The organism is Streptomyces sp. NPDC015532, assembly GCF_043078065.1.
Classification (GTDB): Bacteria; Actinomycetota; Actinomycetes; order Streptomycetales; family Streptomycetaceae; genus Streptomyces.
In genome coordinates this window covers 111,107-134,972 of the sequence record NZ_JBIBSY010000013.1, presented here as the reverse complement: position 1 = coordinate 134,972, position 23,866 = coordinate 111,107, and the positions used below count along the sequence as shown (strand labels likewise).

Here is a 23,866-nt window from a genome sequence, read left to right as displayed (position 1 = left end):
TTGAGGTCCTACTGTCTCTCTTATGAGCATGGAGACCACAGCCTGGACACAGTTGCACAGTGTCATGAACGCCCAACAGGAGCGTCGTCCCTTCGACCGCGCGACCCTGCGCCGCATCGCCGCCTTCGCCCGCCCGCACCGCCGTCGTATCGCGCAGTTCGTCCTCCTCAGTGTGGTGACCGCGCTGCTGGCCGTCGCGACGCCGGTGCTCGCGGGGCACGTCGTGGACACGATCGTGGCCCACGGGGACGAGAGCACCGTCGTCCGTCTTTCCGTGCTCATCGCCGTCATCGCGCTGGCCGAGGCGGCCTTCGGGATTCTGAGCCGCTGGCTCTCGTCGACGCTCGGCGAGGGACTCATCCTCGATCTGCGGACGGCTGTCTTCGATCATGTGCAGCGCATGCCGGTCGCGTTCTTCACACGTACACGTACGGGCGCGCTCGTCAGTCGACTCAACAACGACGTGATCGGCGCCCAGCGCGCCTTCAGCAACACCCTGTCCGGAGTCGTGAGCAATGTCGTCACCCTGCTGCTCACCCTGGTCGTGATGCTCACCCTGTCCTGGCAGATCACCCTGCTCGCGCTGGTGCTGCTGCCGGTGTTCGTGCTCCCCGCCCGGCGGATGGGCAGCCGCATGGCCAGGCTCCAGCGGGAGGCCGCCGACCTCAACGCCTCCATGGGCACCCGGATGACCGAGCGCTTCTCCGCGCCCGGCGCCACCCTCGTCAAGCTCTTCGGGCGGCCCGGGGAGGAGTCCGCCGAGTTCGCGGCGCGCGCCCGGCGGGTGCGGGACATCGGGGTGCGTACGGCGATGGCCCAGTCCGCCTTCATCACCGCCCTGACCCTGGTGTCCGCTCTGGCGCTCGCCCTCGTCTACGGGCTCGGCGGCTGGTTCGCCCTGCGGGGCACCCTGGAGCCGGGTGCCGTCGTCTCACTGGCGCTGCTGCTCACCCGTCTGTACGCGCCGCTCACCTCGCTGGCCGGGGCGCGCGTCGAGGTCATGAGCGCCCTGGTCAGCTTCGAGCGCGTCTTCGAGGTGCTCGACCTGAAGCCCCTCATCGAGGAGAAGCCGGAGCCCCGCACGCTCCCGGACGAGCCCGCCGCCGTCGAGTTCGAGGACGTCCGTTTCGCCTACCCGTCCGCCGACAAGGTCTCCCTGGCCTCCCTGGAGGAGGTCGCGGCCCTCGACACCCGGGGCGGCGACGAGGTCCTGCACGGCATCTCCTTCCGCGCCGAACCCGGCCAGACCGTCGCGCTCGTCGGCTCCTCGGGCGCCGGCAAGTCGACCATCGCGCAACTGCTGCCGCGCCTGTACGACACCGACGCCGGCACCGTACGCATCGGCGGGGTCGACGTCCGTGAGCTCAGCGCCGCGTCGATGCGCGCCACCCTCGGCATGGTCACCCAGGACGGGCACCTCTTCCACGACTCGGTCCGCGAGAACCTGCTCCTCGCCCGGCCGGCCGCGACCGAGGAGGAGCTGTGGGACGTCCTGCGCAGGGCCCGTCTCGAAGAGCTCGTACGGTCGCTGCCCGACGGTCTCGACACCGTGGTCGGCGAGCGCGGCTACCGGCTCTCCGGCGGCGAGCGCCAGCGCATGACCATCGCCCGGCTGCTGCTCGCCCGCCAGCGCGTCGTCATCCTGGACGAGGCCACCGCCCATCTCGACAACACCTCGGAGGCGGCTGTCCAGGAGGCGCTCACCGAGGCACTGGAGGGCCGCACGGCCGTCGTGATCGCGCACCGGCTGTCGACGGTACGGGCCGCCGACCTGATCCTGGTCGTCGAGGCGGGCCGGATCGTCGAGCGGGGCACCCATGAGGCCCTGCTCGCGGCGGACGGCCGTTACGCGGAGCTCTACCGGACCCAGTTCAGGACCGGCCGACCGGACGAGGCGCGGCTCCCCGTCACGGCGGACGCGACGCCGTAGAGGCGACGCGAACGCCGTGGTCACCCGATCTCCCCGGTCCCCTCGGGGCTTCGGTCAGGTGGTGAACCGGTGGCGGCCGGAGCCGACGCGGTACACCGCGCAGCCGTCCTCCTCGCGCAGGAAGGCGGCGCCGGTGTGCGAGACCGCGTCCGGGCCGGTCGTGGGGATCCACACCTCGGCCGTCGTGTTGCCGGGCACGGCGCAGGTGAGGTCGAAGCCGTCGGGGCGCTGCCGCCACCGGGTGGAGACCGGGCCGTAGAGGCTGGTGAACGTGGCCCGCGCGGAGGTGACGCCGCCGCCCGGCCGGGGGCGGACGACGATCTCCCGGTAGCCGGGCCGGGCCGGGGCGATACCGGCGATGTTGGCGTACATCCACTCGCCCACCGAGCCGTAGGCGTAGTGGTTGAAGGAGTTCATGTCCGGGGTCTGGAAGCTGCCGTCGGGCCGGATGGAGTCCCAGCGTTCCCACATCGTGGTGGAGCCCTTGTCGATCTGGTAGCCCCAGCTCGGGAAGGAACGCTGCCGGAGCAGCCGGTAGGCGACGTCGGTGTGCCCGGTGTCCGTGAGGACCGGGAGCAGCCGGGGCGTACCGAGGAAGCCGGTCGACAGATGCCAGTCCTTCGCGCGGATCAGGTCGACCAGGCGCCCGGCCGCCGCCGTGCGCAGGGCGTCCGGAACCAGGTTCATCGACAGGGCGAGCACGTACGCCGTCTGCGTGTCGCCCCTCACCCTCCCGTCCGCGCCGACATAGGCGTTCCGGAACGCCTCGCGGACGCGCTCGAAGAGACCGGTCCAGGGCGCGGCGTCCTCGCCGAGCACCGTGGCCATCCGGGCCGCGAGGTCGGCGCTGTGCGCGAAGTACGCGGTGGCGACGACGTCCTTGGGCGTCTCGTCCGAGACGTTCAGCCAGTCGCCGTACCCGTCCGCGGGCCGCAGCAGGCCGTGGCTGTGGCGCTCCAGATAGCCCAGCCACGCCTGGACGGACGGCCAGGCGTCGGCCAGGACCTGCCGGTCCCCGTAGGCCTCGTACAGCGACCAGGGGACCGTGACCCCCGCGTCGCCCCAGCCCGCGACTCCGTTGCCGACCGTTCCGACCATGGGCGCCACGTCCGTGAACGCGCCCTCGGCGGTCTGGCCGTCGCGCAGGTCCACGAGCCACTTGGCCAGGAAGCGCGCCGACTCCATCGTGTAGGCGGCCGTGGGGGCGAAGACGTTGATGTCACCGGTCCAGCCCAGCCGCTCGTCGCGTGCGGGCGTGTCCGTCGGGACGGACAGGAAGTTGCCTCGCTGACCCCAAGTGATGTTGCTGTGCAGCTGGTTGAGCATCGGGACGTCGGTCTCGAAGTCGAGGGTGAAGGGTGCCGACGTGTGCATGACCCGCCCGGTCACGGCCTGCGCGGAGGGAGTGCCGGGGAACCCGGTGACCTCGACGTAACGGAACCCGTGGAAGGTGAAGCGCGGTTCGTACGTCTCCTCGCCGCCGCCCTTGAGGATGTACGTGTCGGTCGCCGCCGCCGAGCGCAGGTTCGCGGTGTAGAGAGTGCCGTCCGGGTTGAGGACCTCGGCGTGACGCATCCGCACGGTCGTCCCGGCCTCGCCCGAGACACGCAGCCGGACCGAGCCGACCATGTTCTGGCCCAGGTCGAAGACGTGGACGCCCGGGGCCGGTTCGGTCACCTTCTCGGCCGGCCGTTCACCGGCCACGCGCACCGGACCGTCGAGCTGCGCGACGACTTGGCGGGGCGCGCCGTCGCCCGCGGCACGGACGGCGAGCCAGGCCCGGTCGTCGAAACCGGGTGAGGTCCAGCCGTCGGTCTCCCCGCGCGCGTCGTACGTCTCACCGCTCAGCAGGTCGGCCGCGACGATCGGTCCCGCCGCGGCCCGCCAGCCGGTGCCCGACGTGACCCGCTCACTCGTCCCGTCCGTGTACTCGATCTCCAACTGCGCGAGCAGCGCAGGGCGTTCACCGTACTGGTGGGGTCCGAACATGCCGACGTTCCCGGCGTACCAGCCCGGTGCCACGAAGGCGCCGAGGGCATTGGCCCCGGGCCGCAGGAGGGAGGTGACGTCGTAGGTCTGGTACTGGACGCGTTCGCGGTAGTCGGTCCAGCCGGGGGCGAGCTGGTCGCGGCCCACCCGGTGGCCGTTGAGGTGGGCCTCGTACAGGCCGAGAGCCGTGGCGTACAGGCGCGCGCGGGCCACCCGCCGTGCGGGCAGGCTGAACTCGTGGCGCAGCTGGTTCGCCGCGAAGCGCGCCGGAACGACCCGGCCCCAGGGGGCCGCGCCCCACGCGGCGGCCACCCGGGCCGCGGACCAGCCGCTGTCGTCGAAGCCGTCGCCGCGCCAGTCGTCGGCGGGCTTCGCGTCCGTGGTCCTCCAGGACGCGTCGGTGACGGTCCGCCGCTCACCGGAGGCGGTGCTCACGGTGAGCACGGCGACCAGACCGGCGGGCCCCACCGTCGCGTTGGCCGCCTCGACCGCGAGGACGTTCCGTCCGGGTCGCAGCCGTCCGAGGACGTCGACGACGGCCGGGCGGCGCCAGTCCTCGTACTCGGTCGCCAGGTCGGTGCGGGTCACCTCGGTGCCGTTGACCGAGAGCGAGAAAACGTTGTCAGCGCTGATGGCGATCCGCGCGGCCGTGACGTCGTCGGGGAGGTCGACGACCCGCCGGAACCACCGGGTGGCCGCCGGAGCGCTGCTCGCCGGATCCCCCTCGGGGAACCAGATCCACGCGCTGCCTTCGAGGGAGGGCGCGTCCGTGAGGGCGGGGGGAGCCGAGACCCACTCCGCCGACCACGGCGTGTCCATGAGGCCGGTCTCCCACCAGGACGGCGCGCTCCAGCCGGAGGCCGCGCCGTCGGTGTCCCAGACCCGCACGGACCAGAAGTAGCGCGTGCGCGGGGCGAGCCGAGGACCGGCGTACGGGACGAGGACGGACTGCTCGGACGCCACCTTCCCGCTGTCCCATACATCGGGACGGGACAGGCCCGCCGCGCTGGAGGCGACCCGGATCCGGTACGCGCTCTGCCGCGTCCCCGGCTCGTCGGAGACCATCGGCCAGCTCAGCCGGGGGTGTGGTGTGTCGAGCCCCAAGGGGTGCTGGACGTACTCGACGGTCGGAGCGGTGACACGCGGAGCACCGCGCCGTGCGCGCGAGCCGGCCGGCGCGGGCGCCGCCGCGGCCGGTCCCGCTCCGGCGGCCGTCGCGGCGACGACCCCCGCCGCACCCGCCGCGCTTGCCAGGATGTTCCTCCTGCTGATCAACTGCGGCCCCTCACCTAGGAGTTGTGAATCGATTCACCGCGGTGAAGGTAGGGGCACCGGAGGTGGAGGTCAACAAGTGCGGCGGTATTTTCCGGAATTCAGCCCTGCTGATCCGTGTCATCACGGGATTCGGCCGGTTCGCGTCCTCGAACATTGAACGGTTTCAATCGACCGGGGAGGGCGGTCGACCGCCCACGCGCAGGGACGAGCGACCTCCGGCGAGCTGGGGTGAGCGACCTCCGGCGCGCATGCCGGTTCCGCCTACGTGGCCGGGGTGAGGGGCGGTCGCCGAACGCCCGGACCCGTCGACTCGTGGGCGCTCCGCCGGGTGGTGGGCGGCCCCGCCCGGTGGCGGGTGGCTCTCCGGTGGCGAAGGTCACGCCCGTCCGGCGGAGCCCGCCGACCCCGCGCCGATATAGTTGTTTTCGATCGATCTCGATCGCAGGATTGTTACTCCCTACGGACACCACCGTCGTCGCCCCGAGCGATGCCGCGGCGGCGTCCCGCTCGACGGGAGGCAAGGCCTGGGTGGCGCCTCGTGCGCGGCCCGGGCCTTTTTTGTTGCCACGGTCCGGGCGGGAGAGATCGCGGACCGGTGCAGGATCGCGACGACCAGGGATGCAGTGACGCAGCATGAACACACCCACACCCGAGGCGCTGGCGGAGAAGATCCTCCGCGGCGTCGGCGGACCCGAGAACATCGAGAGCCTCACGCACTGCGCGACGCGGCTGCGCTTCCAGCTCCATGACGGCACCAAGGCCGACCAGGCCGCGCTCGACGCCCTCGACGGCGTCATGGGCACCGTGCCGCAGTCCGGTGACCGCTTCCAGATCGTGGTCGGCGGAGCCGTCGCGAGCGTCTACGCGAACATCGTGAACCTGCCGTCGATGAGCGGTGGCGGCACGCCCCGCCCGCAGTCCGACGCCGAGGTCAAGGCCGAGATCCGCGCCAGGGGCCGCGGCCGCTTCGCCTGGCTCGACACCTTCTTCGAGTACCTCTCGGACTCGTTCCGCCCCCTGCTGGGCGTGCTGCTCGGCGCCTCGCTGATCATCGCGATCGCCTCCATGCTCGACGCCTTCGGAGTGGTCGACTTCCGCGCCGCGGACAAGTCCGCCACCTGGGTCTTCGTCGACTCGATGTGGCGCTCGGTGCTGTACTTCCTGCCGATCATGGTCGCCTACAACGCGGCCAAGAAGCTGAGGATCGACCCCTGGGTGGGCGCCACCGTGATGGCCGCGGTGATGACCCCGAACTTCACGGGCATGATCGGGTCCAAGACCCCCGGTGTCACCACGACCACCAACGCGACCCTGGGCACCTCGGAGTCCGTGGCGCACGTCTTCGGCCTGCCGATGCAGCTCAACGACTACGGCGGCCAGGTGTTCGTGCCGCTGCTGATGGTCGCCCTGCTCGCCCTGGTCTACAAGGGCCTCAAGCGGATCTTCCCCGAGAACGTGCAGATGGTCTTCGTACCGTTCTTCAGCATGCTGATCATGATCCCGATGACCGCCTTCCTCATCGGCCCCATGGGGGTCTGGGCCGGCAACGGCCTCGGCACGGGTCTGTCCTGGCTGAACGGCAACGCCCCGATCGTCTTCGCGATCGTCATCCCGCTGCTCTACCCCTTCCTGGTGCCGCTGGGTCTGCACTGGCCGCTGAACGCGCTCATGCTCGTGAACATCAACACCCTCGGGTACGACTTCATCCAGGGCCCCATGGGCGCGTGGAACTTCGCCTGCTTCGGCGCCACCGCCGGTGTCCTGCTGCTGTCGATCCGCCACCGTGAGAAGGACATGCGCCAGACCGCCACCGGCGCCCTGGCCGCGGGTCTGCTCGGCGGTATCTCCGAGCCGTCGCTGTACGGCATCCACCTGCGCTTCAAGAGGATCTACCCGCGCATGCTCGCCGGGTGCCTCGTGGGCGGTCTGATCGTCGGCATTCTGGGCGGCGTGGACACCAAGGCCTTCGCCTTCACCTCGCTGCTGACCATCCCGGTCTTCGACCCGATGATCAAGTACATCATCGCGATCTCGGCGGCCTTCTTCACCTCGATGGCGCTCGTGTACTTCTCCGACTACCGCACCAAGGAGGAGCGCGCCCAGGTCAACGGCGAGCGCGACGCCGCCGAGGCCGCCGCGCGCGGCGAGGTGGCCGCCCCGGCCGTGACCGTGCCGGCCGAGGACCGCGAGCTCGTCGCCGCCGGCGCCGTGGCCACCACCCGTGGTCAGGCTTCCACCGGCTCCGTCGCCGCCGGTGGTCCGGCTTCCGCGGACGCCGTCGCGGCCGAGGCTCCCGCCGCCGGGAAGGGTCTCGAACTCGCGGCCCCCGTCGCGGGTCGTGTGGTCGGCCTCGGCGAGGTCGAGGACCCGGTCTTCGCCTCCCGCGCGCTCGGCGAGGGCGTGGGCATCGAACCGGCCGACGGCCACGTCGTCGCCCCGGTCGACGGTGAACTGATCACCGTCGCCGACACGGGCCACGCCTTCGGCATCCGCACCGCCGACGGCACCGAGGTGCTCGTCCACATCGGCATCGACACGGTGAAGATGAACGGGAAGGGCTTCGACGTGCGCGTCGAGGCGGGCCGGAAGATCTCCGCCGGCGACCTCCTCGCCGAGGTCGACCTCGGCGCCGTGCGCGCCGCGGGGTACCCGACCGTCACCCTGATGACCGTCCTGAACACCGCGGACATGGCCTCGGTCGAGCCGCACACGGGGCAGGACGTCGCCGCGGGCGCCCCTGTGGTGACCGTACGGCGGTGACCAGCCGCGACTGATCCGGTCCGGCGCGTGCACGCCCCCTCCCGGGAGGGGACGCGTGCACGCGCCGCGCCGGTTCGGGGGAGGATGGGAAAACGGACGGAAAGGAGGGCCGCCGGTGAAGGCTCTGCGTGTCCTCAACAACAATGTGGTCCTCGCGAGCGACGAGAAGGACCAGCCGGTCATCCTCACCGGGCGCGGCATCGGCTTCAGCTCCCACCAGGGCAAGCCCGTCGACCCCGCGCTGATCGAGCGGGTCTTCGTCCCGGCCGACGACCGCGCCTTGGGCCCCGCGGCCGATCCCGACCATCTGGCCGAGGCCCTCGCCCTCATCAGCGAGGAGGTCCTGGAGGCCGTCGTGACCGCCCTCGGTGACGTCGGCATCGAGGGGCGCGAGTCCACTCGCCCCACCCTCGCCATCGCCGTCGCCGACCACGTCGCCGGCGCGCTGGACCGGGCCGCGCAGGGCATCGTCATCGAGTACCCGCTGCGCGCCGAGGTGCAGACCCTGTACGCCACCGAGTACGCCCAGGCGCAGCTTCTGCTCCAGGCCATCAACGAGCACGTGAGCCCGCGACTGGAGGCCTCCGAGGCGACCCCGCTCGCGCTGCACCTGGTCAACGCGGGCTTCGTCTCGGGCGATCTGTCCTTCACGTACACGATGACCGGGGTCATCCAGCAGATGCTCGCCGTCCTGCGGGAGCGGTACGGGCTCGACGTCTCCCACGAGTCCATGAACGTGGCGCGGTTCATCACCCACGTGCGCTATCTCTTCGTACGGATCCAGCAGCACCGGCAGCTCACGGGCCACGAGTCCACGATCGGGAAGGGCATCCGCCAGTACTACCCCGAGGCGACCCGCACGGCGCAGCAGTTGGCGACGATCGTCGAGCTGCGTCTGGGACGGCGCCTGAGCGAGGACGAGGTCTCCTACCTCGCGCTCCACGTGGCCCGCATGACCATGGAGGCCGACGCCACCGCCGCGTGAGCCCCGGAGGCGATGCCGACGGTGTGATGAACGCCGTGTTCAGGCGGAGGGCTGGACGGTGGTGCTGTCGGCCTGGGACGGCAAGCCGCCCCACTGGGGTGAGGGGGAAGGCTTGGGGGCGGTGATGGGTTGGCCCTCGGCCCAGTCGCGGTACGTCACCGAGAAGGGGTCGGAGGTGAACCGGGACAGGTGGTCCCCTTCGTCGTGGCGGACGGGGACGGTCAACGCCACGGACACCGGCAGGTAGTTGAGGCTGGTGACGAGGGTGAAGGCGACTTCCTCGCCCGGGCTCGCCTGGGCGTAGGGGCGGTAGAAGAAGGCTCCGGCCGGGTCGGACGCCAGGGCCGGGAGGGGGACGCGGCCGGTGATGACCCGTCCGGCGCGATCGGTCTCGCGGTAGTGATCGGCGTGCTCCAGCAGCGCCGCGAGATGTTCCGGCGACGCCAGCCAGCGAGTCTGCAGGGCGTTGCTGACGTTGAGGTCGTCCGTCGCGGCGCCGGCATCGCCGACATAGGTGGTCGGCCCGTAGGTGGCCGCGGCGGCGCCGGAGGAGCCGTCCGGAGTCACCCAGGCGTGGTTTCCGATCACCACGACGTCCGGGGGATACCACGGGTCCTCGCCGGGCTCGTACAGGACATGGGTCGCTGCGGCCTTCGTGCCGTCGGAGGACATGCCGATGCGGCCTTGGCCGTGGAACTGGGCGGGGTCGCTCGTATGGCGTGCCTCGATGTCGAAGGCGGTCACGGAACGGCTGATCATGGCCCGGCCGATGGCACGTGCGGCCTGTTGCTGACGGGTCGGACGTGGCGAGGCGGCCGTTCCCCCCGCACCGGCAGCCGATGACGCCGGTGGGGAGGCACTCTCCTGCGTATCGGAAGTTCCCGCCGCGCATCCGGCCGCTGCGGTGGCCAGAGCCACAAGACCGATCCACAACCCTCGTGCGCGCACAGCCGTTCCCCCGTTGTCCCATGCCCTGACCGCCGTCTGCCCGCGTGCCGGATCCTGCCGGTGCTCCGCGGCCGGGACGTGAATCTATGGCCCGGATCCCCTGCCGGGGCCGTTACGGCGAAATATGCGTCGTGACAGGGGCAAAACTGCCATCATTGCCTCGTCTTGTATCGATGGTTTGACACAAGTTTTCTTCGTGCGGCATCTTGTACTCGCCGCTTGGTACAAGATGACCTGAGGGGATCCCTCCATGCTCGATGCCGCCCCGCTCCAGAGCCGCTTCCTCGATCACGCGGACCACTACGCCCGCTGGTCCGGCCTGGCCATCGGCATCATCGCCGCACAGGCGGTGTCCACGCTGGGGCACATCGAGTTCGAGCAGCGCGTCGTGTTCTGCATCACGGCTTTCGGCCTCTGCGCGGTGGCGGGCGTCCTTCTCGCCGACGCGCTGACCCTGGTCCCTCAGAACGCGGTACGCACCGCGAGTCTCTCCCCGCGCCTGGTCAGAGACCATGTGCCGCCGCGCATGGGCCCCCTGATCGCCCTTCAGGGGCTCTCCCTCACCGTGCTGCTGGCGATCACGGCCGTCACCGCCTCCGTGGATCCCGACCGCGTCTTCCGTACGGGGAAGGTCATCGCCGTCACCTGCAACGGGATGCGGACGTCCCTGGGTCCCTGGCCCGGTCTGTACTACAGCCTGCCGACGTTCGGCGCGCTCGCCATAGCCACCCCCACCTGTGTGTGGGCCCTGCGGCGCATCGCCCACGGACCGGGCATGGAGCAGCAGCGTCGCGACCGCGCGTGGGCGGTGACCGGAGCCTGGGGCCTCCTGGTGTCGAGCCAGCAGCTGTACGCCGTGCTGATGGTCTCCATCTCGTTGACGGATACGGGCTGCGCCGGCGCGGTGGGCGCGCTCACCTTCTGGGTGTTCTACCCGCTGGCCCTGCTGAACCTGTTCACCGTCGTCTGGTCCCTGGTCACGTTGGTGGCACCCCGGGCCGTCAACGACCATGCGGCGGAGGAGTCACCCGACCATGCATGAGCCCGTCGTCCGCGTCGACACCACCAGCCAGGTGCCACCGTACGCGCAGATCCGCGCCCAGCTCGGCGCGCTGATCCTCACCGGACGGCTGGCCGAGGGCGACCGTCTGCCGACCGTGCGCCAGTTGGCCACGGACCTCGGCCTCGCACCGGGCACCGTGGCCCGCGCCTACCGCGAGCTGGAGGCCGCCGAGCTGATCCGCACCCGACGCGGGGCGGGCTCCCGGGTCGCGGCGCCCCCGGCCGGCCCGACCCACCCCGACGCCTCCCAGCTCGCCACCCTCGCACGCGACTTCATCTCCTCCGCCCGCGCGCTGGGCGCCGACACCGAGGCCATCCTGACCACCGTCCACGAGGCCCTGGACCCGGACCGTCCCTTCCACCCGGGCCCCGTTCAGCCGGAGTACCCGCCGACAGGACCGGGCCACCACACCCAGGAGTCCTACGGACCGGAGCGTGGAAGGTGACCTGCACGCCGACCGGGACGATCTCCTAGGCTCAGGTGCCATGATCGTGCTGAGTGATCCCAAGGTGATCAACATCCCGGTGCAGGACTGCGGTGAACCTCTCGCGGAGATGGCCTCGGTCCCGGCGATTGTGCTGGACCCCCGGGAGCGAGACGAGGCAGGAGCATACGGCCGGGTCAGGACCGGGGTGCTTGAACGTTTGTGCTCGGCATCGGAGCTGCTGCCCGACGGCCTCAAGTTCCTCGTCGTGGAAGGGCATCGCAGCCGCGCCGAACAGACACGGCGGTTCGCCCTCTACGAGGAGCGCCTACGCCGCTCCGGCATCACCGACCCCGTCGACCTGCGGCGCCAGGCCAGTGCCTTCGTCTCTCCGGTCGAGGTGGCGCCACACTGTGCCGGCGCGGCCCTCGATCTGACGCTCGTCGATGCCGACGGCGTCGAGCTGGACATGGGGGGCGCTGTGAACGGCCACCGCACCGGAGACGAGAAGTACTGTCCGCTGGATGCCTCGGGGCTATCACATCAAGCGCGTCGCCATCGCGACATCCTTGCCCGAGCCATGGGCGGGGCCGGCTTCGTCAACTACCCCAGCGAGTGGTGGCACTGGTCTTACGGCGACCGCTACTGGGCACTGATCAGCAAGGCTGACAGCGCCCTCTACGGACCAGCCTGAACACAGCCGCAGAGATGGATGAGGAGCGGGACCGGGACGTGAAACGCTGGGAGCATGATGGGTGGACCGTCTGAGAACCCAGAACTCTGGGCATTCCTGGAATCGCTGCACCGCGGCGACTTCCTTTCCGGCACCGTCACAGCGATCGAACGGTTCGGTGTGTTCGTCGCGCTGGACGACGGCCCCGGCCATCCGGAGGGAATCCCTGGACGACATCCGCCGCCGCGACGTGGGCCTGTGACCGGCCGCTGATCTCCGGACGGGCCGGTCCACCCTCCCTCGCCGACCAGCCCGTCCGGGCTTTCGTGCCCGGATGCCGCACGAGCGGCGCGCCACCGACGCCGGCCGGCGCGCCGCTACACGTCGATCTGCGAGCCCATGATCACCGTGTGGGCCCGGGGGAGACCGAAGTACTCGGCGGCGTCCGCGGTGATGTGGGAGGCGGCGATGAACAGCCGCTTGCGCCAGGGGGCCATCGTCGGCGCCTTGCCCCGCCGCAGCTCGATCGTCGACAGGAAGTAGGACGCCCGGTCGAGCTCCAGCGGCCCTTCGGTCCTGTCCGGGTCGAGCATGGCCAGGGTGCTGGGCACGTCCGGCGTCTCCATGTAGCCGAAGCGTGCGGTGACGTGGATGATGCCGTCGTCGCCGTAGCCGAGATCGTCGACCACGATCCGCTGCTCGGCCGGTACGCGGGGCACCGGCTCGGTCTCGATGGCCAGGATCACGACGTGGTCGTGCCGCACGTGGTTGTGCTCGACGTTGGCCCGCATGGCGAGGGGAGTCGTCTGTTTGCCCCGGTTGAGGAAGACGGCCGTCCCGGGGACGCGGAGCGTCGACAACTCACCGCTGCGCAGGCGCTCGACGAAGTCGGGCAGCGGGCCCTCCTGCCGTACGCGTTCCGTGGTGACGATCTCGCGTCCGCGCTGCCAGGTGGTCATGACGGTGAACACGGTGAGGCCGATCAGGAGCGGCAGCCAGGCGCCGTGGACGAGCTTCGTCAGGTTGGCCGCCACGAACAGCAGGTCCACGAAGAGCAGCACACTCGCGCCGATCGCGACGAGCCATACGGGTGTGCCCCACTTGGCCCGTGCGACGTAGAAGAACAAAAGCGTGGTGATCGTGATGGTGCCGGTGACCGCCATGCCGAACGCGAAGGCCAGAGCCGTGGAACTGCGGAAGGCGAACACCAGGGTGAGGACCGAGACCATCAGCAGCCAGTTGATCCAGGGGACGTAGATCTGGCCGATGGTGGACTCGGAGGTGTGCGCGATGCGCAGCCGCGGCAGGTAGCCGAGCTGGGCGGCCTGGGAGGTGACCGAGTACGCGCCGGTGATCACGGCCTGCGAGGCGATCACCGTGGCGGCCGTGGCCAGCAGGACCATCGGCCATCTGCCCCAGTCGGGCACCAGCAGGAAGAAGGGGCTGCTGATGTTGCGGGTATCGGCCAGGATCAGCGCGCCCTGGCCGAAGTAGCTGAGCACGCACGCGGGAAGCACGAGGAACATCCAGCCGCGGGTGATGGCCCGGCGGCCGAAGTGCCCCATGTCCGCGTAGAGCGCTTCCGCGCCGGTGACCGAGAGCACGACCGCGGCGAGGGCGAAGAAGGCGGTGCCGAAATGGCCGAACAGGAAACCCAGGGCGTACGTGGGCGACAGCGCCCTGAGGATCGCCGGGTGGTCGATGATGCCGTCCACGCCACAGGCGCCGATGACCACGAACCAGGTGATCATGACCGGCCCGAACACCCGGCCCACGGCCGCGGTCCCTCTGCGCTGCACCAGGAACAGCAGGACGATGATGACCGCGGTGATCGGCACGACCGCGCTCTCCAGCGACGGCTGGACGACCTTGAGCCCCTCGACCGCGGACAGTACCGAGATCGCCGGAGTGATCATGCTGTCGCCGAAGAACAGGGAGGCGCCGAAGACGCCGAGCGCGGCCAGGACGGCCGTGGTCCGCCGCCCACGCCGCGAGCCCCACCGCCGTACGAGCGTGATCAGTGCCATGATGCCGCCCTCGCCGTCGTTGTCGGCGCGCATCGCCAGCAGCACGTAGGTGACCGTCACGATGGTCATCACGGACCAGAACACGAGCGACACCACGCCGTACACGTTGTCCGTGGAGACGGGGACCGGATGCGGGTCGCTCGGGTTGAACACGGTCTGGAGGGTGTAGATCGGGCTGGTCCCGATGTCGCCGAAGACCACGCCGAGAGCGCCGATCACCACCGCGAGACGTACCGTGTCGTGCGCACTCGGGCCATGTCCTCCGGGCCCCCGCGATTCCGCTCCGTCGTCCGTCGCGGCCCCGTTCCGGGGATCGGTCATGGCGTCCTCCTCCGCTCGGGCCGCCGTGCGCCGGACGAGGTGTGCCGACAGGTGCCGTCCGGCGCGACGATACCGATCACCCGCACCGCCGCCCGTAGCGCACGCCGCCGCGTTCGGGCGATCTCGCGCCGCCAGGCAGGGCGAGGAGGCGGTGTCGGCGCCTCCGCCTCGGCGGGGCCCGACGGTACTTCTAGGTGTGCGTCCCGTCGGCACCACCGGCGCCCGGCACCTCGGCTCCGGCCCGGCGGGCGGCTCCGGCCAGCGCCTCCAGGGCGGCCAGGTGCGCGGCGAGCGCCTTGCGGCCGGTCAGGTTGAGAGCGACCCAGGTGCGGGGCCGCTTGCCGAAGTAGCCCTTGCGGACGCTCACATAACCGGCCTTCTCCAGCGCGGCGACCGTCTTGCTCAGTACGGAGTCGGTGACCCCGCAGTAGTCCCGCACCGTGCTGAACTCGGCCTCGGCGCAACCGGAGAGGAACGCGGCCACCGTCAGCCGGGTCGGGTGGTGGATCTCCTTGTCCAGGCCGGGCGGGCCCGTGTCGGTCACGACGCCTCCCGGGCAGCGACGCGCGCGCGGCCGGCCTGCATCCAGGACACCGCGCCCGCCACCACGCCGAAACCGGTGAACGCTCCGGCTCCACCGTAGAGGAGGGCTCCCGCCAAGCCCGCGGCGAAGGGGATCGCGGGCAGGATCCACGCGTGCCACGCGGTCCCGCGCTGGCGCCGGGCGAACCACGGTGCGACTCCGGTGGTGCGCTGCACCCTCCAGGTCACCACGAGGAACGCGCCCGCGCAGAGCAGTGCTGCCGCGAGGATCCAGCCCTGCCATCGGGGCTGTGCCGACGCCAGACCGAAGCCGGTCATGGCCACGGCGAGCAACAGGCCGTGGACGGCGGGATACCAGGCCGGCAGGGACAACGCCGACCGCCGTGCCGCGTTCTCGGCGGCCCGTGCGGCGCCCAGTGCCGCGGCGGACTCGGCACTGGGGCCCATCGGACCTGAGCTGTTCACGGGTTCTCCGGATTCCGTACGACAGGCGTGCTTACTGATTCCATGCTGACATCTACTTTCCAGTATGGCAAGTAGTTTCCGTTCAGGCATGTCGGAGCATGGGAGAGCCCCGCCGGGAGTGGATCTCGGCGGGGCTCTCACGCGCCTGAGTGAGTCGATGGACGCCGACCCTGAGCGCGCGTCACCTGCGACCGGCGGGCGTCATGCCTGCTGGGAGAGTTTCGCCTCTCGGGCCAGCTGGGTGGCGGCCAGCAGGCTCAGGCCCGGCAGTTCCTGGCGCAGGGCCCGTACGGCGGCCACCTCGTGGGTGACGGGGTCCACGCCGTCGCGCTCCAGGATTCCCCGGGCCCACCGCACCCGCGGCTCCTCGCCCCGCTCCGCCAGTTCGTCCAGGATCCGCGCAGCGCGCCGCAGCCCGGGAGCCTCGTCGGCGGGAGCGTCCGACAGCGCCCGGCTCACCGCGTCCCGCGCGTCGCCGAGATCGCTGAGCGCGATCAGATGCGCTTCCTTCTTGTTGAACATTCCCGCTCCGTCTCTCTCGCCCGGTCGTCCGTGGTCGCCGCCCGGAAAACGCCGGACAGATGAACTCCCAGCCACGCTACAGGCCTCCCCGAACCGCCCCTCGGTCGCATGGACGAACCTCCTGACAGGTTTCCATTTTGATCGTCTGTCACCTGTGCTGCTTTCCCGGAAGGGCTGCACAGCAGAGCAGTTGGCTGCCTCGGGCCCCGGATGACGGGTCTCACTTCGCCGCGCGAGTCGGAGGCGGACGCCGAACCCGACACGCCCGACGAGTTGTCGCCGCCCGCGGCGGAGGCGGAGGCCGCCCGACGCGTCCTGGACCGCAAGGACGACTGACCCGTGCGGCACCCGGTCCGCCCGTCTGCCATCGCGAAGCGGTCACGATCGGATGGCCGACCGCAACCTCGGCCGGCTGAGCGGCATGTGATCCGGCAGGGACGGTTTTCGCCCGCTCCCGACCGGATGCGAGGGGGCCCGACGGCTCAGGAGACATGTCCCGTTGCGGCGGCTCCTCGTCCGTCCGCCCCGGCGTCAGGACCCGGCCCTATGAACCGTCTGAGCGTGTCCAGGGCCATCTTGTCCGTCACGGCGCTTCGACCGGACAGACGGTGAACAAGAATCCAGCCCTGCGGTGCGGCTCCCGCGAAGACGGACGCGCCGCCTGTCGCGCCGTTGTGCCACAGAAGGCTTCCCGCCTTCTGCCAGGCCGGAGCCGGTTCACCCAGCCTGCGGTCGACGAGCAGGTCGGTGAGAAGGCGGGCGGCGGCCCGGGGAGTGGCCCACAGCCCGCCGGCGGGAAGGATCGCGCCGTCCATGGTCCAGGTCCGGCGAGACCGGCCGAACAACCCTGTGCGGCACAGCCGCCTGCCGGACGGCGGATCGACGGCGACATCGACGATGCCGAGCGGGTCGAGGAGATGGCGGTGCAGCAGTTCCTCGTACGGGGTGCGCGTGGCTGCGACCAGGGCCGCGCCCAGGAGCGCGTAGCCGAGGTTGGAGTACTCCTCGGCCGTCCCCGCGGGGGCGGTGAGCAGGGTGTCGAGGTTTCGTACGACCGAGTCCAGTCCGTCGGCGTCGAAAGCCACGTAGGGATCGCGCCCGCTGATGCCGGGAGGCATGCGGGGAAGGCCCGAGGTGTGGTCGGCAAGTTGGCGCAGGGTGATTCCCGTGCCGCCGGGCGCCGGCAGGAACAGCTCCAGCGGGTCGTCGAGGCTCAGGACTCCGTCGTCGGCCAAGGCGGTCAGGACGGTCGCGGTGAGCGGCTTGGTCAGCGAACCGATCTGTGTGAACAGGCCGGGGTCGTGGCCGTGAGAGATCTGGGGTGCCTGAAAGCTGCTGAGTACGCAGGTGGGAACTCGGATCATGATGGTCTCCCGTCGTGTGTTCGGGCCGACGCGCTGCCGCCGGTCTGCGAGTGGACGGGCGCGCTGCCGCCGCTCTGCGAGTGGACGTGCGCCCGTTCAGTCCGACGCGAGCCAGGCTCTGAGCAGAGCCTCCCGTTCGCGCGACCGGAGAATTCTGGTCGGCCGAGTCCGCACCCACCACTCGGTCATGACGGCGGGAGTGACGGTGCCCCGTATGAAGCGGCCGATCAGTCGGCGGGAGAGATCGACCTCGAGCGCGGAGTAGGCGACGGCGGCGCTGGAGTGGGCAGGCGTCAGGACCGTGCCCTCGGGTGCGGTGATGGACACGGTCATCTCGGTGGGACTGCTCGGCACCCAGGCGTCCAGGGCCGCGGCGGCGAAGGTCACGGCGTGGGTCGTCCAGCGTCGTACGGTGGAGCGGACGGGGACTTCGGTGACCTCCAGACCCGCTATGCCGGACCACGCCCAGTCATGTGCGTGCGGACCGGTAACGCGGGGCCCAGAGGCCTCGAGCACCACGCACGGAGCCGGTGCCGTGGCCGGGGTGCCGACGTACACGCCGTCGGCCGAGACCCAGAACAGTCCCACCGTGGTGCCGTCGTTGTGGGACGGGAGGGCCGGGTTCGCTTCCATCGCCTGTCTGTCTCTCCTTTGTCCATGTCACCTTGGTGGAATGCCGCATCCGCGAGCCTGCACGGCGCCCGGCATCGAACTGCGGCCTTCCGGCCGAAGGCGCCGGGAACGCTACACCGGCTCCTCCGCGAGCGTGACTTCGGCAGCGGTTTCGCCCGCAGCCTTCTCCTTCCCGGCTCGCCGGCCCAGCCGGGCGGCCAGCTTGGACACGGTGGAAACGGCCCGGCCGAGTTCCCTGTCGAGGAAGACGAGGTCGCAGGCGATCATCGTCAGCGCGAATCCCGTCAGGCCCATGCACAGACCGATGGCGACGTGGAAGCCGATCGACATGGCGGCGGCCCAGGGCCGGAGTGCGGGGACCAGCACTCCGAGAGGGAAGTAGACGAGGAACATGACGGTCGTGTACGTCCCGGCCACCACCATGAAATCGTTGTGATAGATGAGGTTCGAGACTCCGGGGAACGTGAACTCCGGAACCCGGAGCACATAGAACAGGGCGGTTCCGTCCTGCCACATCTGTCCCTGGACCTTGTACAGACCACTGACGACGTACACCAGGCACATCTGCGACGCGATCGCCACGACACCGAGATTGTGCAGAGGCGTCGCCAACGAACGCACCTGCGTCGGCAGGCGCCGGCCGAGTCTTTCCACGCGACCGGAGGAGAAGGAGAAGCGGTCGTAGCAGCGGGTGGCCAGGAGCATCGGGAGCACCAGGTAGGCGAGGTTGTCGCCACCGTCGAGCAGGACCGGCTGACGTTCGTAGAGAGACCACAGGAAAACCCAGTGCAAGGCGAGTCCGGCCCTGCCGCCTATGCCCAGGGTGACCATCAGAGCGGTGATCAGGCCCAGGTGGAAGACCAGTTGGAACCACGCTTCCGAGGAACTCCATGTGTAGAGACTGAAAGAGCCGTTGCCGTGGACCTGTTCAACGAATTCGCGCCAGGGGAGAACGGCGTCAGGGCCGAAGAGATAGTCCCGGTCGGCGTACTGGCTGACGTAGAACATCAGGCCGACGAACCCGAGGAGGGCACGGGTTCCGGAGACGCCGACGGCTCCGATCGGCACCGAACTCCACCTGTCGATGGTGGAGACGACCTTCCTCATGTGACGTCCTCCGCATTCCGCCATTTCAGATCCTCGAAGCTGATCGTGCCGTTGGCGGACGGATCCTTTCGCCGCGACCACGAAGGGAGCTCGTGCACGTACATGCGCACCTGCACGGCGGAGGGAGACCCGTCGCACACGTTCCGCAACTGGGACAGCGAGTAGCGCGCCAGGAAGATCTCCGCCTGATCTCGCGAAGTCTTCTCGTAGGGAAGCAGAGGAACCGGTCGCTTCTTCTTCTCCGCTTCCTTGTTCCTGAGCCGGGTCAGAACCGGATCGGGACTGTCCATCTGCGTGATGGTCCCGCTGACCAGCCGGTTGATGCGAGACGGGAAGAACCGGTCGTGCTGGACTCTGGTCACGTATGGGCGGGACACGTCGTAGAAATCGGTGGCCTTGCCGTTCGCGCACCTGGCACGGGCGACAATGCCGCGGTCGTCCGACAGAGGGTCCGGGGCGAAAAGCATCCAGTTCTGCGACAGATAGGGTTCCGTCACCGCGTTCATCTCGTCGTAGTAGCGCAGCTTGACGGGATTCAGGGGTGTCTGGGTCAGCGCGGCGACGGACAGGTAGGCGCCCAGGAGGGCGGCCCCGGCAATGAGGACCGCCCTCCTGAGTACGACATGCTCGGTCACTTGTCGAAGACCGTGTCGACCGCCTCGACGCCGTCGACACCCTTGGCGGGCGCCACGTGAGTCCCGAAGAAGTCGTTGGCCACCTGACCGGCCGCCTTCGCCACGTGCGGGCACGCCGCACGACCGTGCACCGCGGCCTTGCCCACGACCTTGCCCAGAAGGCTGCCGAAGCCCGCGGGTGCCCTCTCGACGTCCGGCCGGACGACCGCCGGAGCGGAATCCGCCTGCGGTGCGGCGGCCTGCGCGGTGCCCTGCACGCTGAGCGCGGCCGCGACGCCACCCATGGTGATGCCGGCCGCGACGAACAGCTTCTTCATCTTCTCTCCTTGTGCCTGTCGGATTCCGAGCAGGCTTTCTCGATGCCCGGCGCATGCCGGGCCGTAGAAGAAGGAAGGAATACTGGCGGCACGGAACGGTGCCGCCTATGCCGGTGCTTCGAACATCGAACGCACCCGACTCCCCCTACTGGCACGGGGTCACTGCGGCATGTGGTCAGCATGCCGCCCTGCCGGTACCGGATATCCGGTCTCCCAGCACCGTCCCCGTTGGCTCGAATACTGGCACATCTCGAATTTATGTTCCTCGCCAGTAATAACGTGAACTGACCGAAAATGATCAACGGAACGGTCAATCACAGCCGAAATCATCCAAAATTCAACGGCTAATTGCGCGCAAACCCGGACATTTCCGATGTCCTCCTGTTGATCATGGGCCGCCGCCCCTCTGGTCGCCGCCGGGACCTGCTTGGCCGAAAGTGTTCCCTTGCTCCCGGTGGTCCCACTTCGGCTCCGGGGCGGGTGCGCGGTCAGTCCCGGCGGGCCACCAGGCGGTAGGCGTTGGACACGCCGAGCCGGTGCGCGAGCGGGCGGACCGCAAACCGGTCCAGCAGCGTGGCCAGGACCAGGACCGGGATCCCCGCGAGGAGCAGGGCCGTACGCCCGGCCCGGCGCAGCGCGCCCGGCGCCCTCGGCAGCCAGGGCGCGTCCTCGCGCGGAGCGGCGTGGTCCAGCGCCAGCCAGACGGCGGCGAGCAGGTCCACCGGGTCGTGCGGCTCGGCATGCTGCTGCGCCACCACCGTGAACCCCAGCTCCGCCAGGCGGTGGCGCAGATTGGCGACCGGCACGAAGTGCAGGTGCTGCGGCTGGAGCCAGGGCAGCCACCAGCGGCCCAGCAGCCGGGCGTAGCGGCTCTGGGGGTCCGGGACCTCGATGAGCAGATGGCCGCCGGGCCGCACCGCCTGCCACGCCGCCCTCAGTTCACGGTCGGGGTCGGTGCTGTGCTCCAGGTAGTGGAACATGCTCACCACGTCGTAGCGGGCGGCGAGTTCCGGTGCCAGGTCGGGGAAGGCGCCGCGGTAGCCGTGCTCCACCCTGCCCTCGCGGGCGGCGAGTTCGACGCCGTCCGTGAAGTCGAGACCGTCGAACGCGGTGCCGGGCAGCACCTCGCGGGCGGTCGCGCAGAAGTGGCCGTGCCCGGTGCCGACGTCGAGCCAGTTCTTCGGGACGGAGTCGTACGGCAGCATCGACTCGGCGCGGTCGCGGTACATCCTGGTGCGGCCGCCGAAGGTGTCGCCGAGTCTCTTCTCGCCGAGCCCGTCGTAGAAGTCGCGGTAGTAGAACTCCAGCCCGGCCTCGCTCAGCCGCGGGTTCTGGAAGACGTGCCCGCAGGCGTCGCACCGGTCGAGGAGGAACCGGCCCGGCTTGTGCTGGAGCAGGTCGGTGGTGCGCAGACGGGTGGTCAGGCGGCCGGAGCCGCACCAGGGGCAGGTGGTGCGCGGCGGCTCGAAGAAGCGTCCCGTGCCCTCGGCCAGATCGGCCAGGTAACCGGGGCGCAGCCCGGCCACCCGCTCGGCACGGCTGGGCTCGCCGGCCGGTTCCCTGGCATCCTTCCCGGACGACGGCTCGGCGGCTTGCCCGGTCGGCTGCTCGGGCGCATGCCCGGTCGGTTTCCTGGCGTCCAGTCCTGCCGGTTCTCTGGCGTCCTGCCCGGCCGGTTCCCCGGCGTCGGGCCCGGTCGGCTGCTCGGGCGCCTGCCTGACCGGTTCGCCGGCATCCTTCCCGGACGACGGCTCGGCGGCTTGCCCGGTCGGTCGGCTCGTCTGCTCACTCATCGGTACTCCCAGGCGAGTTGTTCGAGACTGTCCGCCGCCGCCGTCGCACCGCCGGCCGCGCGGAACGCGGCACCGATCCGCTCGGCGGCCGCGCGGTGCCCGGGTTCGTGCAGTACGGCGTCGAGCGCGGCGCCCAGCTTGGCGGCGGTCACCCGGCCGAACCTGACCCGGACACCCGCCCCCGCGTCCACCACCTGCCCGGCCACCACCGGCTGATCGTCGCGGATGGGCGCCACCACGAGCGGAACCCCATGCCACAGCGCCTCGCACACGGTGTTGTGACCGGCATGGCAGACCACGGCGTCGACCCTTTCGAGGAGGGCGAGTTGAGGTACGGAGGGCAGGACCAGCAGGTCCTTGTCGTGGCCGGGCGAGGGGTGAGCGCCGTACGGAGCCCTGGAGCCGTACGGAGCACCGGTGCCGTCCGGGGACGGGATGTCGCCCCGTGACGAGGCGGCGTCCGCGCCCAGCGTGTTCCCCGGGTCGACGACGACCCCCTGCACGCGGTCGGCCCGTGCGCGCAGGGACTCCCGGCAGACGGCGAGGAAGCGCCCGCCGGCGTCCGCGTTCGCGGTGCCGAGGGTCACCAGCACCGTGGCCCGGCCCGGGTCGAACCAGTCCCAGGGGAAGCCGGCCGCGGCCGGTCTGGCCGTGATCGAGGGGCCGACCCAGCGGATCGGGCCGCCCCGCGCGGCGGCCGGCGGACCGGCCAGCTCCACCGTGCTGAACGCCAGCACCAGATGCGGCGAGAACCGCGGATCGGTGTCGCCCGCCGGATCCCCGATAGACCCGCGCAGGCCCGCCAGGCGCTCCGCCAGCCACTCCGTGACCCTCGGCAGCCCGGCCAGCGGGTCGGCGAACTCGGCCGAGGTGGTCGCCGAGGTGGCCCACGGCAGCCCCGCCCGCTCGGCGACCAGACCGCCCGAGAACGCCTGCTGGTCGGCGACGACCACGTCCGGACGGAACGTCTCGACCGCCGCCCGTACCCCCGGCGCCATGGCCTCGGCCAGCGGCAGCAGATACCACTCCCACAGGAACTTCAGCGCCTCCGGCCCCCGCAGGTCGGGCGGCCGCCGCGCCTCGCCCACCCCCGGTACCGGCCCGGCGCACGGGAAAACCGGGGCCCGGTCACCCGCGAGGTGTCCCACGAGACCGGGGTCGGCGCAGGCCCACGCCACCCGGTGCCCGCGCGCGAGCAGCAGGTCGGCGACCCCGACGGCCGGGTTGATGTGCCCGACCAACGGCGGTACCACGAACAGGAATCCGCTCACCGGGCCTCGGCCCCCACGCTCCGGACCGCCGAAGTCCCCTGGATCAGAGCCAGGATGTGACCGCCCACGATCCCGGCCGCCTCCACCAGCACCGAGTGCTCGTGCCCAGGGATCACCACCGTCCGGCAGTCCGGCAGCAACGACCCCAACCAGGGCGCGAGTTCGGCGAGGTCGGAGTCACCCCCGTACACGCCGAGCACGGGACGGCGCATCGCGGCGACCTGATCATCCGTCAGAACGTCGCTGGCCGGGATGTCCTGTCCGAGGGTGGTGTCCCGGGCGAGCCGGGCCGCGCCCCGGGCCAGCCGGGCTGTGTTGTGGCCACGGTTCGCCGTGATCCAGGCGAGGGCGTCGAGCTCGTTGTGCGCCAGTTGGGCCATCACCCGGTCGAGGATGCCGCCGAGCTTCGACGCCCAGGCGGCGGTGGCCGGTTCGGACTCGATCAGGGACACGCTGGCCGCACGCTCCGGGTGGCGGGCCGCGAAGCCGAAGGCGATCGTGCCGCCGTAGGAGTTGCCGACCAGGTGCACCGGTCCGGTCACCGCCAGCCGGTCAAGGAGCGCCCGGAGGTCGTCGATGTTGTGGTCCAGGGTGTAGCCGTCGGGCGGGCGTTCGCTGCGACCGTGCCCCCGCAGGTCGTACATGACGACGTCGAGGCCCGCCGCCGCGAAGGCGGGCGCCACGGTGAAGTAGTAGCTGGCCAGACTGTCGGTGAGCAGACCGTGGATCAGCACCGCGGTCGCGGTGGCCGCCCGGCCGTCCCGGGGGCCGAGCCGCTGTACGTGCAACCGGAGTCCACCGGTGTCGACCATCGCCATGCG

21 protein-coding genes and 1 pseudogene are annotated in these 23,866 nt (G+C 70.7%); 8 read left to right on the top strand and 14 right to left on the bottom strand.

Annotated features, from left to right (window positions below; all coding sequences use genetic code 11):
- Positions 1 to 28 precede the first annotated feature (28 nt).
- Complete coding sequence (locus ACF07B_RS31410) at positions 29 to 1,930, top strand: ABC transporter ATP-binding protein (RefSeq protein WP_392181564.1); 1,902 nt, start codon at positions 29 to 31, stop codon at positions 1,928 to 1,930.
- 54 nt (positions 1,931 to 1,984) lie between these two features.
- On the opposite strand, the gene ACF07B_RS31405 is transcribed toward ACF07B_RS31410, so the two are convergent.
- The gene (locus ACF07B_RS31405) at positions 1,985 to 5,194 is read right to left on the bottom strand and encodes an alpha-L-rhamnosidase (protein WP_392181458.1); all 3,210 of its coding nucleotides are present in this window, start codon (positions 5,192 to 5,194) and stop codon (positions 1,985 to 1,987) included.
- A gap of 633 nt (positions 5,195 to 5,827) precedes the next feature.
- Between ACF07B_RS31405 and ACF07B_RS31400 the strand changes: the two genes are divergently transcribed.
- Together ACF07B_RS31400 and ACF07B_RS31395 are read left to right on the top strand one after the other, a co-directional pair.
- On the top strand, positions 5,828 to 7,954 hold the full coding sequence (locus ACF07B_RS31400) for a glucose PTS transporter subunit IIA (RefSeq protein ID WP_392181457.1): 2,127 nt from the start codon (positions 5,828 to 5,830) through the stop codon (positions 7,952 to 7,954).
- Between the two features lie 115 nt (positions 7,955 to 8,069).
- Positions 8,070 to 8,939 (top strand): PRD domain-containing protein, encoded by an 870-nt coding sequence (locus ACF07B_RS31395; RefSeq protein ID WP_369481165.1) that lies wholly within the window; start codon positions 8,070 to 8,072, stop codon positions 8,937 to 8,939.
- Positions 8,940 to 8,978: 39 nt separating this feature from the next.
- On the opposite strand, the gene ACF07B_RS31390 is transcribed toward ACF07B_RS31395, so the two are convergent.
- The gene (locus tag ACF07B_RS31390) at positions 8,979 to 9,698 is read right to left on the bottom strand and encodes a hypothetical protein (RefSeq protein WP_392181456.1); all 720 of its coding nucleotides are present in this window, start codon (positions 9,696 to 9,698) and stop codon (positions 8,979 to 8,981) included.
- A 439-nt stretch (positions 9,699 to 10,137) separates the two neighbouring features.
- Here ACF07B_RS31390 and ACF07B_RS31385 point away from each other — a divergent pair, with 439 nt between their 5' ends.
- The 4 genes and pseudogenes from ACF07B_RS31385 to ACF07B_RS31370 all read left to right on the top strand — a co-directional run.
- Positions 10,138 to 10,929, top strand: coding sequence for a hypothetical protein (locus ACF07B_RS31385; protein ID WP_369481167.1), 792 nt, complete (start codon positions 10,138 to 10,140; stop codon positions 10,927 to 10,929).
- Positions 10,922 to 11,395, top strand: a complete 474-nt coding sequence (locus ACF07B_RS31380; RefSeq protein WP_392181455.1) for a GntR family transcriptional regulator — start codon at positions 10,922 to 10,924, stop codon at positions 11,393 to 11,395. Before ACF07B_RS31385 ends, ACF07B_RS31380 begins: the two co-directional genes overlap by 8 nt.
- Positions 11,396 to 11,435: 40 nt before the next feature.
- Positions 11,436 to 12,068 carry a M15 family metallopeptidase gene (locus ACF07B_RS31375; RefSeq protein WP_392181454.1) on the top strand — a complete coding sequence of 211 codons (633 nt, stop codon included), beginning with the start codon at positions 11,436 to 11,438 and terminating at the stop codon, positions 12,066 to 12,068.
- Positions 12,069 to 12,125: 57 nt separating this feature from the next.
- A pseudogene (locus ACF07B_RS31370) lies at positions 12,126 to 12,263 on the top strand (RNA-binding protein); the annotation flags it as partial.
- A gap of 161 nt (positions 12,264 to 12,424) precedes the next feature.
- On the opposite strand, the gene ACF07B_RS31365 reads toward ACF07B_RS31370, so the two are convergent.
- The 4 genes from ACF07B_RS31365 to ACF07B_RS31350 form a co-directional block, all read right to left on the bottom strand.
- The gene (locus ACF07B_RS31365) at positions 12,425 to 14,395 is read right to left on the bottom strand and encodes a potassium transporter Kup (protein ID WP_392181453.1); all 1,971 of its coding nucleotides are present in this window, start codon (positions 14,393 to 14,395) and stop codon (positions 12,425 to 12,427) included.
- A gap of 190 nt (positions 14,396 to 14,585) precedes the next feature.
- Positions 14,586 to 14,939: a transcriptional regulator gene (locus ACF07B_RS31360; RefSeq protein WP_392181452.1), complete on the bottom strand. Its 354-nt coding sequence runs from the start codon at positions 14,937 to 14,939 to the stop codon at positions 14,586 to 14,588.
- Positions 14,936 to 15,403: a hypothetical protein gene (locus ACF07B_RS31355; protein WP_392181451.1), complete on the bottom strand. Its 468-nt coding sequence runs from the start codon at positions 15,401 to 15,403 to the stop codon at positions 14,936 to 14,938. The genes ACF07B_RS31360 and ACF07B_RS31355 overlap by 4 nt, the downstream gene beginning before the upstream one ends.
- Positions 15,404 to 15,604: 201 nt before the next feature.
- Positions 15,605 to 15,925: a hypothetical protein gene (locus tag ACF07B_RS31350; RefSeq protein WP_362400103.1), complete on the bottom strand. Its 321-nt coding sequence runs from the start codon at positions 15,923 to 15,925 to the stop codon at positions 15,605 to 15,607.
- A 210-nt stretch (positions 15,926 to 16,135) separates the two neighbouring features.
- Here ACF07B_RS31350 and ACF07B_RS31345 point away from each other — a divergent pair, with 210 nt between their 5' ends.
- On the top strand, positions 16,136 to 16,261 hold the full coding sequence (locus tag ACF07B_RS31345) for a hypothetical protein (RefSeq protein WP_392181569.1): 126 nt from the start codon (positions 16,136 to 16,138) through the stop codon (positions 16,259 to 16,261).
- 146 nt (positions 16,262 to 16,407) lie between these two features.
- Here ACF07B_RS31345 and ACF07B_RS31340 read toward each other — a convergent pair whose 3' ends face one another.
- From ACF07B_RS31340 to ACF07B_RS31305, 8 genes are all read right to left on the bottom strand, one after another.
- Positions 16,408 to 17,289, bottom strand: coding sequence for a serine hydrolase domain-containing protein (locus ACF07B_RS31340; protein WP_392181450.1), 882 nt, complete (start codon positions 17,287 to 17,289; stop codon positions 16,408 to 16,410).
- A gap of 96 nt (positions 17,290 to 17,385) precedes the next feature.
- Positions 17,386 to 17,922 (bottom strand): hypothetical protein, encoded by a 537-nt coding sequence (locus ACF07B_RS31335; protein ID WP_392181449.1) that lies wholly within the window; start codon positions 17,920 to 17,922, stop codon positions 17,386 to 17,388.
- A gap of 111 nt (positions 17,923 to 18,033) precedes the next feature.
- The gene (locus tag ACF07B_RS31330; RefSeq protein ID WP_392181448.1) at positions 18,034 to 19,029 is read right to left on the bottom strand and encodes a hypothetical protein; all 996 of its coding nucleotides are present in this window, start codon (positions 19,027 to 19,029) and stop codon (positions 18,034 to 18,036) included.
- Positions 19,026 to 19,664, bottom strand: coding sequence for a DUF5819 family protein (locus tag ACF07B_RS31325; RefSeq protein ID WP_369481175.1), 639 nt, complete (start codon positions 19,662 to 19,664; stop codon positions 19,026 to 19,028). The genes ACF07B_RS31330 and ACF07B_RS31325 overlap by 4 nt, the downstream gene beginning before the upstream one ends.
- Positions 19,661 to 19,981 (bottom strand): hypothetical protein, encoded by a 321-nt coding sequence (locus ACF07B_RS31320; RefSeq protein WP_362400085.1) that lies wholly within the window; start codon positions 19,979 to 19,981, stop codon positions 19,661 to 19,663. Before ACF07B_RS31320 ends, ACF07B_RS31325 begins: the two co-directional genes overlap by 4 nt.
- Before the next feature lie 488 nt (positions 19,982 to 20,469).
- Positions 20,470 to 21,774 (bottom strand): methyltransferase domain-containing protein, encoded by a 1,305-nt coding sequence (locus tag ACF07B_RS31315; protein ID WP_392181447.1) that lies wholly within the window; start codon positions 21,772 to 21,774, stop codon positions 20,470 to 20,472.
- Positions 21,771 to 23,045: a glycosyltransferase gene (locus ACF07B_RS31310; RefSeq protein ID WP_392181446.1), complete on the bottom strand. Its 1,275-nt coding sequence runs from the start codon at positions 23,043 to 23,045 to the stop codon at positions 21,771 to 21,773. The genes ACF07B_RS31315 and ACF07B_RS31310 overlap by 4 nt, the downstream gene beginning before the upstream one ends.
- Positions 23,042 to 23,863: an alpha/beta fold hydrolase gene (locus ACF07B_RS31305; RefSeq protein WP_392181445.1), complete on the bottom strand. Its 822-nt coding sequence runs from the start codon at positions 23,861 to 23,863 to the stop codon at positions 23,042 to 23,044. Before ACF07B_RS31305 ends, ACF07B_RS31310 begins: the two co-directional genes overlap by 4 nt.
- Positions 23,864 to 23,866: the final 3 nt, after the last annotated feature.

Bases quoted from the DNA above. Each gene is read 5' to 3' on its own strand.
- ACF07B_RS31380 (WP_392181455.1), top strand. From the start codon at position 10,922: ATGCATGAGCCCGTCGTCCGCGTCGACACCACCAGCCAGGTGCCACCG.
- ACF07B_RS31345 (WP_392181569.1), top strand. From the start codon at position 16,136: ATGACGGGTCTCACTTCGCCGCGCGAGTCGGAGGCGGACGCCGAACCC.
- ACF07B_RS31315 (WP_392181447.1), bottom strand. From the start codon at position 21,774: ATGAGTGAGCAGACGAGCCGACCGACCGGGCAAGCCGCCGAGCCGTCG.
- ACF07B_RS31320 (WP_362400085.1), bottom strand. From the start codon at position 19,981: ATGAAGAAGCTGTTCGTCGCGGCCGGCATCACCATGGGTGGCGTCGCG.
- ACF07B_RS31350 (WP_362400103.1), bottom strand. From the start codon at position 15,925: ATGTTCAACAAGAAGGAAGCGCATCTGATCGCGCTCAGCGATCTCGGC.
- ACF07B_RS31305 (WP_392181445.1), bottom strand. From the start codon at position 23,863: ATGGCGATGGTCGACACCGGTGGACTCCGGTTGCACGTACAGCGGCTC.
- ACF07B_RS31400 (WP_392181457.1), top strand. From the start codon at position 5,828: ATGAACACACCCACACCCGAGGCGCTGGCGGAGAAGATCCTCCGCGGC.
- ACF07B_RS31365 (WP_392181453.1), bottom strand. From the start codon at position 14,395: ATGACCGATCCCCGGAACGGGGCCGCGACGGACGACGGAGCGGAATCG.
- ACF07B_RS31385 (WP_369481167.1), top strand. From the start codon at position 10,138: ATGCTCGATGCCGCCCCGCTCCAGAGCCGCTTCCTCGATCACGCGGAC.
- ACF07B_RS31330 (WP_392181448.1), bottom strand. From the start codon at position 19,029: ATGAGGAAGGTCGTCTCCACCATCGACAGGTGGAGTTCGGTGCCGATC.
- ACF07B_RS31390 (WP_392181456.1), bottom strand. From the start codon at position 9,698: ATGATCAGCCGTTCCGTGACCGCCTTCGACATCGAGGCACGCCATACG.
- ACF07B_RS31335 (WP_392181449.1), bottom strand. From the start codon at position 17,922: ATGGAAGCGAACCCGGCCCTCCCGTCCCACAACGACGGCACCACGGTG.
- ACF07B_RS31340 (WP_392181450.1), bottom strand. From the start codon at position 17,289: ATGATCCGAGTTCCCACCTGCGTACTCAGCAGCTTTCAGGCACCCCAG.
- ACF07B_RS31375 (WP_392181454.1), top strand. From the start codon at position 11,436: ATGATCGTGCTGAGTGATCCCAAGGTGATCAACATCCCGGTGCAGGAC.
- ACF07B_RS31410 (WP_392181564.1), top strand. From the start codon at position 29: ATGGAGACCACAGCCTGGACACAGTTGCACAGTGTCATGAACGCCCAA.